Genomic DNA, 12,352 nt, shown 5'->3' on the forward strand with positions numbered 1-12,352 from the left:
CAGTGGTCGCCCGGTATCGACAAAAACAAAGGCTGTCAGAGCAAACTTCTGGCAGCCTTTGTTTTTGCTTCTGGCGACGCCGTCCGAGCGCATCAGCCCCGTGGGCCACATGCGCTCCAGACGTGCGTCCTTCAGCGCTTATCGCTGGGTCGAAAAGCCGTTGCGCAGCGCACGCACTTCGTCATGGTTGCGCTGGGCGCCTTGCGCCTGGCGCTCAACCAGCATGCGGATGTCGGCTGGCAGCGTCGCCTTCAGCGCCTTGCGGTAGCGTGCCACGGCGGCGTCTTCGCCACGTTCGCACTCTTCCAGCACGGCCTTGTCGTCCTGCGTGGACAACGCGGTCTTCACCGACACCCAGCCCCTGTGCAGCGCGCCCGCCACGGTCCCCCCCTGCGCGGGGTCGCCATTCAAGCGGCGGATTTCGTGCTCCAACTCTACGGCGGCAGCGGCACACTCGCGCGAGTGGCGCTGAAATATGCCCTTGAGCTGGCCCGCCTCTGCGTGCTCGGCACAGGCATGGAAACCGTATTCGCCGTCGCGCGCAGACTCCAGCAGGTCGTTGAGCACATCGACGACGTCTTCGTTATCGATCACGTCCAGCGTGCGGTCTTCGGCTGGTACACGGCGGTTGGCTGCTCGCTCCCAAGCAGCACGGGTGGCGGGCCGCACGTCGGTCCAGGCCAGGCCGTCACTGCCGTGGCGTGCACGCCAGTCATCGGCGAGCCGCGGCTCGATGGCATCAAACTCGCCCTCGTAGCGGCCCACCGACGACCAGCCCAACTCGTAGGCCGGGCGGTATTGGTCATAGGTGCGCCCACCCACGTAGTAGGGTTCGCGGTGGTAGGCCTCGCGCCAGTAGGCGTCTTCTTCGGTGGGGTTCACGGCCTCGGCGGCGGCTTTGCCCGCCAGGCCCCCAGCGACTGCGCCCGCCACGCCACCGATGGCAGCGCCCACAGGGCCGCCAAAGGCACCCGCAGCAGCCCCGGCAGCAGCGCCTCCGAGGGCTGCCCCCACGCCCGTTCCGATGGGGTGTGCGCCCGGCTCGTTGGTCAATGGGTCACGGTTGGCATCGTTGAAATCCGACATAGAAACATCTCCGGTTGGTTGACAGTGACTTCATTGTTGAAGCCACCTCCGGAGTGCCGGGTCGGTCCAGGGAGGGCCTGGATGTAGGACATAGCCCGCCGCGAGGCGATGGGATGGGCGCACATCAAGGCTGTATTTCAGGCCACCGCCTGCAGCGCAGGGGTGGCCTTGGCTTGCTACATATTCAATAGCTCCCAGCGCATATTCAACCGGCGCATGCAGCCATTTTCATGCTTCATCCGGCGCGTCCAGCCCCAGCTCCTGGATCTTGCGGGTGATGGTGTTGCGCCCAATGCCCAGGCGCTGCGCGGCCTCCATGCGGCGCCCGTGGGTAGCAAGCAGCGCGGTGCGGATCAGGCGCGATTCAAAGCGGCGCGTGAGAGCGTCCCACACCTCGGGCTGGCCCCCGGCGAGCAGTTTTTGCGCTTCGGTTTCCAGTGCCTGTTCCCAGCTATGGGCTGAGGCAACGGGGGCTGCAGCGGCGTCGGCCGACCAGGACGGCACGGCTGCAAGCACAGGCGCAGACACTGGCACTGCGGGGTGCAGCCCCCCCACCATTTCAGACGGGGGCAGCGGTGCTGCAGGCATCTGAACCACCGGGGCCAGCGGTGCAACGGGGGCCAGCGGCGCCACCGGCATCGATGTCACCGTGGCCGCAGTAGGCTCCGCACTCACCGGTGCGCGCATGGGCGGCTGGTACACGGGTGCTTCCAGCACCTCGGGCGGCAGGTCTTGCAGCGAGATCACCTGCGCGGGCGCCATCACTGTGAGCCAGTGGCAGATGTTCTCCAGCTGGCGCACATTGCCCGGGAAGGCAAACTGCTCCAGCCGCGCCAGCGCCGAATCGGCAATGCGCTTGGGCTCGACGCCCAGCTGCCGTGCGCTTTGCTGCAGAAAATGGCGCGTGAGCATGGGCACGTCTTCATGCCGCTCGCGCAGCGCGGGCAGGCGCAGGCGGATCACGTTGAGGCGGTGGAACAAGTCCTCGCGAAAGCCGCCTTCCTTGACGCGCTGCTCCAGGTTCTGGTGGGTGGCCGCAATCACGCGCACATGGGCCTTGACGGCTGCGTGGCCGCCGACGCGGTAGAACTGGCCGTCGGACAACACGCGCAGCAGGCGCGTCTGCAAATCAAACGGCATGTCGCCGATTTCATCGAGGAACAGCGTACCGCCCTCGGCCTGCTCAAAGCGCCCGCGCCGCTGCGTCTGTGCGCCGGTGAAGGCGCCGCGCTCGTGGCCGAAGAGTTCGCTCTCCAGCAGGTCCTTGGGAATGGCGGCAGTGTTGATGGCCACAAAGGGGCCGTCTGCCACCGGCGAGTGCTTGTGCAGCGCGCGGGCCACCAGCTCCTTGCCCGAGCCCGATTCGCCGGTGATGAGCACCGTGACCTGGCTTTGCGACAGCCGCCCGATGGCGCGGAACACGTCCTGCATGGCGGGCGCCTGGCCCAGCATTTCGGGGGTCGCGGTCTGGCGCTCTTCGGTGACTTCCTCCCGCTGGCTTTCTTCCACCGCGCGGCGGATCAGCTCCACCGCCTTGGGCAGGTCAAACGGCTTGGGCAGGTATTCGAACGCGCCGCGCTGAAAGGCCGACACCGCGCTGTCGAGGTCGGAGTACGCCGTCATGATGATGACGGGCAGGCCGGGCTGCAGCTCGCGCACCTTCTCCAGCAGTTGCAGGCCCGAACCTCCGGGCATGCGGATGTCGCTCACCAGAACCTGGGGGCCCTGGCGCGCGGGGTCGCCTGCGGTGACATCGGCCAGTGCGTCCAGCACTTCGCGCGGGTGCGTGAAACTACGCGTGGGCAGGTTCTCGCGGGCCAGCGCCTTTTCCAGGACGAAGCGGATCGAGGGGTCGTCATCTACTATCCAGATCGGCTTCATATGTTTTTCTTACCTTCCCTGTGGTTGCGTGTCAGGGACCATCGTGCGCTTCAGGGCAGCGGGATCAGGATGCGGAAGTCGGTGCGACCCGATACGCTGTCGCATTCGATCAACCCGTGGTGACGCTGCACGAAGGTTTGCGCCAACGTCAGCCCCAGCCCTGATCCGCCGTCCCGACCCGACACCAGCGGATAAAAAATCCGCTCCTTGATGGCATCGGGTACGCCCGGTCCGTTGTCGATGACATGCAATTCCAGTGCCAGCCGGTAGCGCTGTCGGCCGAACGTGACCTGGCGGGCCACACGCGTGCGCAGCGTGATCACGGCGTCGCCCTTGGCAATGCGCTCTGACAGCGCCTGGGCCGCGTTCTGCACGATGTTCAGCACCGCCTGAATGAGCTGCGCGCGGTCCCCCCGAAACTCGGGAATGGAGGTGTCGTAGTCGCGCTGAACCTTGAGGCCCTGCGGGTATTCGACCAGCACCAGCGAGCGCACACGCTCGCACACTTCGTGGATGTTCACATCGCCCACCAGGTGCGGGTGGCGATGGGGCGCGAGCAGCCGGTCCACCAGGCTTTGCAGACGGTCGGCCTCGTGAATGATCACCTGGGTGTATTCGGTGAGCTCCCGGTTGTCGAGCTCCATCTCCAGCAGTTGCGCGGCACCACGGATGCCGCCCAGCGGGTTCTTGATCTCGTGGGCCAGGTTGCGGATCAGCTCCTTGTTGGCCTGCGCTTGGTCGCGCAGGCGCTCTTCGCGGTCTTGGCGGGCCTGCTGCTCCAGCGGCCACAGCTCCACCAATATTTCGCCCACCTGTTCGGCATCGGCCACGTTGACATGCACGGGCACAGGGTCCTGGTGCAGGCGCTTCAGGCTGGCTTCGTAGCGCAGCGCGGCAAAGTCCTTGCCCCGTGCGCCCGCCAGGGCGGTCTGCAGCAGTGCCGGGTCGGTAAAAAAGGTGGAGAAGTCCGCCCCCTCCAGGGTGCGGCGCGAGAGGCCCAGCGTGTTCTCCAGCGCGGCATTGGCAAACTGCACCGCGCCATCGTCAGCGCGCAGCACCGCCACCAGGGTGGACATCAGGTCCAGGGAATGAAAACGCCCGGTGTCAGTGCCGGGAAGGTCGGAGGAAGAAGGGGCACTCACACGCAATCACCGCTGTCAGTTGGTGGGCGCAGCAGGGGCCGGCAGGCGGGCGATCTCTCGCTTGATACCCGCAATGTCACTCTCGCTGCGGGCCACACTGGCTTTGAGTTCGGCCGTGCGTTCGGTGTAGCGCTGCGGGTTGCGCAGGTCCAGTGCGTTGCGCTCCGGGGCACCGTTGTTGTATTCCTTGAGCAGTTCGGCATGGCGCGTTTCCGCCTTGCGCAACTCGGACTCCAGGATGGCGCGTGCGTCCGAGTCGCGGGACTTTTGCTCGTTGTTGCTCACGCGGGGCGCCGTGGCGGGCGATGTAGCGGAAGATGTGGCAGCGGCGCCACCGCCACTGGTAGCAGGCGCTGCGGCAGACGCTGGGCGGGTGCCCTGTACCACGGTAACGTTGCCCCCCTCTACCAGCTTGCAGCCGCGCTCCTTGGCTTGCTGGGCATTGTTGGTGTATTCGTTGCCGCAACGGTAGATGCGGTCTTGCGCCTGGACTGCGGGAACGGTGGCGGCGATGAGGAGCAGGGTGATGAGCGTTTTATTCATTCGGTTTCCTCGCACTGACATGCAGGGGACAGGGGAGTATCCCCCAATCACCCTACATCTCCAATCCAACAAGGGCAGACCCTTGAAGGGCTGTGTATACGGACGCAACACCTGGCGTCTTGGTTCCGCCGCACGCGTTCGGCGCCTGTAGCGCCTCCGCCCGCCCATGAAAAAAGGCGGCTTGCGCCGCCTTTTTTGAGCAATGGTCTGCAGGCAGACGATTACAGCGAGTAGTACATGTCGTACTCGACAGGGTGCACGGCCATGCGGAAGCGGGTCACTTCATTCATCTTCAGATCGATGTAGGCGTCGATCATGCTGTCGGTAAACACGCCACCCTTGGTCAGGAACGCACGGTCCTTGTCCAGGTGTTCCAGGGCCTGGTCCAGGCTGTGGCACACAGTGGGCACCAGCTTGTCTTCTTCTGGAGGCAGGTGGTACAGGTCCTTCGTGGCGGCTTCGCCGGGATGGATCTTGTTCTCCACGCCGTCCAGACCAGCCATCAGCAGGGCAGCGAAGCCCAGGTAGGGGTTCATCAGTGGATCGGGGAAGCGAGCTTCCACGCGACGGCCCTTGGGGTTGGCCACGTAAGGAATACGGATCGAAGCAGAACGGTTCTTGGCCGAGTAGGCCAGCTTCACCGGGGCCTCAAAGTGGGGCACCAGGCGCTTGTAGCTGTTGGTACCGGGGTTGGTGATGGCGTTCAGGGCACGTGCGTGCTTGATGATGCCGCCGATGTAGTACAGCGCGAAGTCCGACAGACCGGCATAGCCGTCGCCAGCAAACAGATTCTTGCCGTCCTTCCAGACGGACTGGTGCACGTGCATGCCGGAGCCGTTGTCGCCGTGGTAAGGCTTGGGCATGAACGTGGCGGTCTTGCCATAGGCGTTGGCCACGTTGTGGATCACGTACTTTTGCAGGATGGTCCAGTCAGCGCGCTCAACCAGCGTGCTGAAACGGGTGCCGATTTCGTTCTGACCAGCACCCGCCACTTCGTGGTGGAACACTTCGACCGGAATGCCCAGGGACTCGAGGATCAGGGACATCTCGGCGCGCATGTCTTGCGTGCTGTCAACAGGAGGCACTGGGAAGTAGCCGCCCTTGACGGTGGGACGGTGGCCACGGTTGCCACCTTCGAGCTTGGCGCCCGTGTTCCAGGGGGCTTCGTACTCTTCGATTTCGTAGAACGTGTGGTTGGGCTCGGTGCTCCAGCGCACGCCGTCGAAGATGAAGAATTCTGGCTCGGGACCGAAGTAGGCCGTGTCGCCCAGGCCAGACGCCTTCAGGTAGGCTTCAGCGCGCTTGGCGATGGAGCGGGGGTCGCGGTCGTAGGCCTTGCCGTCGGTGGGCTCGATCACGTCGCAGGTCAGGATCAGCGTCGTTTCTTCAAAGAACGGATCGATGTTGGCCGTGCTGGGGTCGGGGATCAGCTGCATGTCGGAGGCTTCAATGCCCTTCCAACCAGCGATCGACGAACCATCAAAGGCATGGCCCGAAGTGAACTTGTCTTCGTCGAAGTGAGAGACGGGCACCGTGGTGTGCTGTTGTTTGCCACGGGTATCGGTGAAACGGAAGTCAACGAACTTGACTTCGTTCTCCTTCACCATCTTCATCACGTCTGCAACGGTCTTGGCCATCAGGTTCTCCTGGATAAAGCGCTTGTTGAAAAAAGAGTTTGCCGAAATAAAAGCAGTTTGCGTGCCAGCCGAGTGCAGTACCGCACTATGAAGGAGCGCTACCCGGGACACGTCGGCATGGCGTGCGCCAAATTGCACCAATACAGTGCAACCCATCTACCAAATCTGAGTCTCACAGGTTGCGCACCAATTCAGGGCCGCAATTTGCACCAAATTCGTGCAATCCTGTTTTCAAAGCCTGCCATGCAGCAGGCACCGAGGACGCGGGCCCTTTGACACCCAGTTCGATATGCCGCCCGTATTGTGGATGATCTACGCTGGGCAAACTGAACACCCGCACATCAGGGTGCGATTTTTCAATCTGCTCCATAAGAGGCGTCAATGCTGCCTCCATCGCGCCATAAACCACCACCGACTGCTCAGTCTGCGGTGCTCGGTTGAAATGGGCTGCGTAGTGCTGCTCCAGCACCCACTCGATCATGGGCCACGCCATGACAGGAAAGCCCGGAACGAAGTGCACTGCACCGCCCCCAGCCCCGTCGCAACGGAAGCCGGGGATCTTGTTGTAGGGATTGGGAATGATGCGCGCACCCACTGGAAACATGCCCATGTTGAGGCGATGTACGTTGTCGGACCGGTCGGGCTCATAAGGCACGCCCTGCTCGCGCGCCACATCCTGCATGCGTTCGCGGATCAGGGCCTCAGCCTCTGGATGCAAGGCCAGGTCGCGTCCCAGGGCGCGTGCAGCGCATTGCCGCGTGTGGTCGTCAGGCGTCGCGCCGATGCCTCCACACGAGAACACCACATCGGACGATGCAAATGCGCGCTGCAGCGTGGCGGTGATGCGGTCCGGGCTGTCACCCACATAGTCGGCGTAGGCCAGCGAGAGGCCACGCGCCGACAGAAGCTCGATCACCTTGGGCATGTGCTTGTCGGCCCGTTTGCCCGAAAGGATCTCGTCGCCCACGATGATGAGGCCAAAGGTGGGGGTCATGGTGCATTGTCTCCAGGGTGCGGATTTGCAGGGGGCGGCAGCGCGGGCGCTGGGGGGGCCGCCGTGTTCAGAGCTGGCGCGTCTGTGGGACGCAGGGTCGCTTCGGCCAATGGGGCGGGCCCGGTCATCGGCGCCATCATGGCCCGCTCGGCCCGCAAGCGCTGCAGGGCAGCCAGTCCATAGTGCGTGAACCACAGCGAGGAAAAAGCGAATACCAGGGTGTAGATCCAGATCGCCAGCGGCACCAGCACAAAAAACGCGGCAGCAAACACCACGCCCGATGCCCACACAATGCTGGGCGCAGCCCCCAGGTAGCCCGTGACGATGCCAATGCCCAGCAGGCTGCTGCGATGGCGGCGGAATATCTCTAGGCGCTCTTCCTTGCTGGCATGGTCCGCCAGGGCGTCGAACACCATCACCCGGTAGGTCAGCCAACCCCAGATCAGTGGTGGCAGGATGAGCACCAGCGGCGGCACCAGCCACAGCGGAACAGACACCACCAGCGCCACCAGCGCCAGCACCGTGGACCCTACCGACCAAGCCACACTCGCAATGAAGGACCCGCCCTTCTTGCGCTCCAGACCCGGAAAACGCCGCGCAGCCACCAAGGCCACCAGGGCGGGGGTCATGAGCACCGCTACGGCCAGCAGCGACACCACCACCAAGACAGGCGCCACGGCCAGCACCACCATCAACGGCGCCATGACAGCAGTCACATCCCCCAGGCCCCAGCCCTGAAGCCAACCCCAGACGCTGGCCAGCAACGAGGACGCATCGAGCAACGCGCGCATCCCCTGCACCGCCGCGTCCCAGTAGAAATAACCCAGGCCGAGTGCCAAAACGGCCATCAAGAAAAGAGGCAAGAGCGACAGCGCAATCACCCGCGGACGCAGGCAATAGGCGGCGGCACGCCAGAAAGAATCAAGCAGTAATCCCATGGCGGCAAGCATACAGGCAGCGCCCGCCAGGCCACTCAGGCCTTGCCCAGCAACCTCAGTACGCCCCGCCATTGCTGGGACCAGAACCCCGCGCCGTAGTCGCGCACACGGCCATCGGGGCCCGGCTCGACCTGGTCGCGCACGCCCGTGGGGTCAAAGCGCTTTTCAAAGTTAGCCGTGCCCATCAGCATGTCCCACCAAGGCAGAAGCACCCCGAAGTTATGCCCGCCGAGTACCACGCGCGGTAGCGTTGCCGGTTGGTCCGATGTTGCCTCGGCCGAAGGCTTGACCGTCTCGTGGCCAATACCGATGCTATGGTGCCGGCGGTGAAACCGGGGGCTGATCCAGAGCCGCTCACCCACCTGACCAAACCACAGCCGCACGTTGGCGTGCTGAAAGCTCTCGCTGAGCTGGGTAATGGCCACGATAGCAATGAACTGCCCAGGAGCAACACCAATCAGCTGCGCCACCGTCACCAGAATCACGTCGCGCAGCAGGTCATCAAGCAGGTGGTTGCGGTTGTCGCTCCACATCGTCATCTGCTGCTGTGCATGGTGCAGCGAATGCAGGCGCCACCACCACTCAAAGTGATGCTGCCCCCGGTGGATCCAGTAGTCCACAAAATCGAACACCACCAGATACAGCAGCAAGCTGACCCAGGAGATGTCCGTCACACCCGGCCAGAGGCCATCGAGCTGGAACGTGCTGACACCCGCCACACGCAAGGCACCAAACAGTGAATCCGCCAGCGGATCCACCGTGAAAAACAGCGCCAGCCGGAACAGGCCCAGCCGGTGAATCAGGGTGTAGAGGATGTCAGTGCGGATGGTGGCGCGGTCATTGACCTGCTCCACCGGCCACCAGTGCTGCATGGGGCCAATCACAGCCACGATGACCACCAGCTGCAGCAATCCCACCAGCAGCCAGCCGGAGGCCTCATAGCCGTTCTCCAGCAGGCTGGCCAGCCCTGTGGTGAACATCAGCGGCTGCAGCACGCTCTCAAAAAGCCATTGCTGCACGCTGTCAAATACACCGCCTAGCCATCCCATTGTGTCGCGCTCCCTGGCACCTGGTTATTCATGCAAACAAGCGGCGCGTGCGTCCTCAGCCACTGCGCACGCAATTGAACTTGACCCCACAGCCCATCTAGCGAACCTGAGCCGCTGCGGCCGCATAGTCAGGATGATCCCGCAAGGTGCGAAAGCAAAACCCTCGCTGCTTGAGTCCTTCAATCAAAGGCTCCAGCACAGCAGGCGCCCAGGCGTCCTTGCGCGACCAGATCCCCAGGTGCGCCAGCAGGATGTCGCCACTGCGCACATCACGCAGCGCCTTGTTCAGCAGCGCGGTGTTGCTGGCCGTCTCACTGGGCAACTCATCCCCCAAGAAGCCGGCAGGCGACCAACCCACATGCGCGTAACCGCAGGCCTTCGCGCTGGCAATCAATTGTGCAGAGGTCTTGCCGCCAGGCGCGCGGAACAGGGGCAAAGGCGTCTTGCCGGAAATGGCCTTCAAACGATCCGCAGCACGGGTAATTTCTTCGCAGTATTCAGCCGCCGACATCACGAAGCTTTGACCCTCACGCGGTCCCGCTGAGGGACGGACCCGAAACGCCGGATGCGGCGCGCTGCCAGCATCGGCACGCCAGTAGGTGTGGTTCCAGGTGTGGGAGGCCAACTCATGGCCCTCCGCAGCGCGTGCACGCCACCATGGTGCCCAATGGTCTCCCAGACTTCCATCGCCTTCCTTCGTGCGCTCGTTGGCAGCAAAGAAGGTCACATGCACCTGCTGGCGCTTGAGCACCTCAGCCACCAAAGGCGCCACTTCCATGTGGCCAGTGTCAAAGGTCAGGTACAGGGGCTTTTTGCAGTCATTTTGGGCGGTAGCGCTAGTGAAACATGCCCAAACAGCTATCAATACAATAGCATCGCGACGCCTGCTGCGTGATCCACAAAAAGCGCTGAGAAACATACCTCTCACCGGCTGCACCGCGCTCAACGTGGCGCGTGTTGCAGTGTCCATACGCCGTGGGGCGATTTACCCACATTGACCTGGCGCACCACCTTCTTTGCCTGGGTGTCCACCACAGACAGCTTCCGGGCCCAACGCGAACTGACGTAGATATAGCGGCCATCCGCCGAAACATCCATGCAATCGGGCCCGCCAGGCACGGGGTACGACTCGACGACTTGCTGGGTGTTCATGTCGATCTTGCTGATCGAGTTGGCCACGCGATTGCTCACATACAGGTGGTGCCCGTCGCCAGCAGCGCGAAAGGCGTGTGCACCGTTGCCTGTCTTGATCCGCTTGACGCTGACCGCTTCACGCCCGGAGATATCGAACACCTCCACGCTGTCACCGCCCGTCAGTCCCACAAACAGGTGCTTGCCATCGGGACTGCCGTAGACATCCGCAGGCATGGGGCCTGTTTTGACGCGCCATTTGATGGTCTGGGTGGCAATATCAATCGCCACCAGTTCGTCACTGTCCTGCATGGTCGAATAGACGGTGGTGCTGCGGCTATCGATCCACAGATGGCTGGGGGTGCGCGATGTGGCCACGCGCTGCACCAGGGTCAGGTCCTTGCCGTCCCAGCGGTAAAAGTCCACGTGATTCAGACGGTTGGCGGCCGTGATGAACCATTTCATGTCGGGACTGAATCGCAGATGGTAGGGGTCCACAATCCCACGTACGGTACGCTGCACCTCGGCGGTACGGGGGTCCACAAACGTCAGCGTGTCACCGAGCGCGTTGGCCACGATGATCGACTTTTCATCGGGGGTCAGATACAGATGGTGCGGCTCTTTACCTGTAGGTATGCGGGCCGTCTCAGTCCAGGTCACCGGGTCGATGACGCTGACGCTGGCCTCCAGCGAATTGAGTACAAAAAGCGGCGGAGCGCCCGCCGCCACACTGGCCAAGGAGTAACACCACCCACCAAGGGCCACAACGCAGATGCGTGCAATCGAGAGAATCTTCACAAAACCACTTTCAACACAGCCTTGAAGTGTAGCGCCGCACCTGCCGTGGTTCTGAGCGACAACACGTAACACCAAGGTGATCGTGCACTCTTTGATCAAAGTCATCCCGGTATTTGCGGAGCAGAGAATGCACAGTCTCACCACAGGATCCGGTCATTGCTCGTGGACAAAGCGCTCTCGGCCTAGACAGCCGAGGCATCCTCGATTGGAGGCATGGCGCCTAGGCTGGGCGCTCCCCGCCAGACGACAAGGGACACACTGTGGACGCGACGCTCAAGCGTTGCTATTCAACAGTGCCAGATCCGAGGCATCCAGCCATCGCCATTGCCCGGGCTCCAGATCTGCAGGCAAATCCATCCCCCCAATGCGAGAGCGGTGCAGCCCCTCCACCCTATTGCCAACCGCTGCAATCATCCGCTTGACCTGGTGGTATTTGCCCTCGGTCAGCGTCATATCCAAGCGATGTGAATCCACGATGGCGCAATTTGCAGCACGCACCGGCTTGGGGTCATCGTCCAGCACAACTCCCGCCAACAATTTCGACACTTGTACCTCGTCCACGGGATGTTTGGTTGTTACTTGGTAAACCTTCGGCACATGCTTCTTGGGCGAACTCAAGCGATGAATAAACTGCCCGTCATCGCTGAGTAGCAACATACCCGTTGTGTCCTGATCAAGACGCCCCACCGCCTGCACTCCTTGTACGGCACTCTTGGTGGGCCGCTGGCGCAAGGGCGGAGGCAGGAGCGTGTAAATACTGGGGTACGTGGAAGGCTTTTGAGAGCATTCCGTGCCGGCGGGCTTGTGAAGCAGCACATAGGCTTTGGCCTGGAACGGCCAGTCCACTCCCTGCACACGTAGCTGGAGCCCTTCGGGCTCAAAATCGGCGGTTGCCTCCGTGCAAAGCACATACTCGGCATTGGGCGAAGATGCCTCACGCACCGAGACCCATCCCTGCTGAATAAGGCCTGCGCAAACACGACGCGTACCAAAACCTTGGGAATACAGAATGTCTTGTAGTTGCATGGTCAATACCCGGGAGGGTCAGCGAGAAGAGATGATTTTTGTGCGCCTGGAAAGCAAAAAACCCCAGTCTTTGTAGACTGGGGTTTTCTGGGCTGTAAGAGCCTGACGATGACCTACTTTCACACGG

Annotated in this window: 11 protein-coding genes; all 11 read right to left on the bottom strand. The window is 62.7% G+C overall.

Going from position 1 to position 12,352, the window contains the following annotated elements:
* Positions 1 to 138 precede the first annotated feature (138 nt).
* Positions 139 to 1,086 carry a ferritin-like domain-containing protein gene (locus AC1Q64_RS02400; RefSeq protein WP_291437610.1) on the bottom strand — a complete coding sequence of 316 codons (948 nt, stop codon included), beginning with the start codon at positions 1,084 to 1,086 and terminating at the stop codon, positions 139 to 141.
* 228 nt (positions 1,087 to 1,314) lie between these two features.
* Positions 1,315 to 2,967 (bottom strand): nitrogen regulation protein NR(I), encoded by a 1,653-nt coding sequence (gene ntrC, locus AC1Q64_RS02405; protein WP_291437612.1) that lies wholly within the window; start codon positions 2,965 to 2,967, stop codon positions 1,315 to 1,317.
* A gap of 50 nt (positions 2,968 to 3,017) precedes the next feature.
* Positions 3,018 to 4,043 (bottom strand): nitrogen regulation protein NR(II), encoded by a 1,026-nt coding sequence (gene glnL, locus AC1Q64_RS02410; RefSeq protein ID WP_492250328.1) that lies wholly within the window; start codon positions 4,041 to 4,043, stop codon positions 3,018 to 3,020.
* Positions 4,044 to 4,124: 81 nt separating this feature from the next.
* Complete coding sequence (locus AC1Q64_RS02415; protein WP_291437613.1) at positions 4,125 to 4,652, bottom strand: hypothetical protein; 528 nt, start codon at positions 4,650 to 4,652, stop codon at positions 4,125 to 4,127.
* 221 nt (positions 4,653 to 4,873) lie between these two features.
* A complete protein-coding gene (glnA, locus tag AC1Q64_RS02420; protein ID WP_056637704.1) occupies positions 4,874 to 6,289 on the bottom strand; it encodes a type I glutamate--ammonia ligase in 1,416 nt (471 codons plus the stop codon).
* 172 nt (positions 6,290 to 6,461) lie between these two features.
* Positions 6,462 to 7,283 (bottom strand): competence/damage-inducible protein A, encoded by an 822-nt coding sequence (locus AC1Q64_RS02425; RefSeq protein WP_492250310.1) that lies wholly within the window; start codon positions 7,281 to 7,283, stop codon positions 6,462 to 6,464.
* Positions 7,280 to 8,221, bottom strand: a complete 942-nt coding sequence (locus AC1Q64_RS02430) for an EI24 domain-containing protein (RefSeq protein ID WP_492250311.1) — start codon at positions 8,219 to 8,221, stop codon at positions 7,280 to 7,282. The genes AC1Q64_RS02425 and AC1Q64_RS02430 overlap by 4 nt, the downstream gene beginning before the upstream one ends.
* A gap of 35 nt (positions 8,222 to 8,256) precedes the next feature.
* The gene (locus AC1Q64_RS02435; RefSeq protein ID WP_492250312.1) at positions 8,257 to 9,270 is read right to left on the bottom strand and encodes a sterol desaturase family protein; all 1,014 of its coding nucleotides are present in this window, start codon (positions 9,268 to 9,270) and stop codon (positions 8,257 to 8,259) included.
* Between the two features lie 97 nt (positions 9,271 to 9,367).
* Positions 9,368 to 10,189 carry a polysaccharide deacetylase family protein gene (locus AC1Q64_RS02440; RefSeq protein WP_492250329.1) on the bottom strand — a complete coding sequence of 274 codons (822 nt, stop codon included), beginning with the start codon at positions 10,187 to 10,189 and terminating at the stop codon, positions 9,368 to 9,370.
* A 23-nt stretch (positions 10,190 to 10,212) separates the two neighbouring features.
* Positions 10,213 to 11,199: a YncE family protein gene (locus AC1Q64_RS02445; RefSeq protein ID WP_492250313.1), complete on the bottom strand. Its 987-nt coding sequence runs from the start codon at positions 11,197 to 11,199 to the stop codon at positions 10,213 to 10,215.
* A gap of 273 nt (positions 11,200 to 11,472) precedes the next feature.
* Positions 11,473 to 12,225 (bottom strand): 16S rRNA pseudouridine(516) synthase, encoded by a 753-nt coding sequence (locus tag AC1Q64_RS02450; RefSeq protein ID WP_492250314.1) that lies wholly within the window; start codon positions 12,223 to 12,225, stop codon positions 11,473 to 11,475.
* Positions 12,226 to 12,352: the final 127 nt, after the last annotated feature.

Source organism: Acidovorax sp. GW835-FHT14G06 (genome assembly GCF_058793595.1).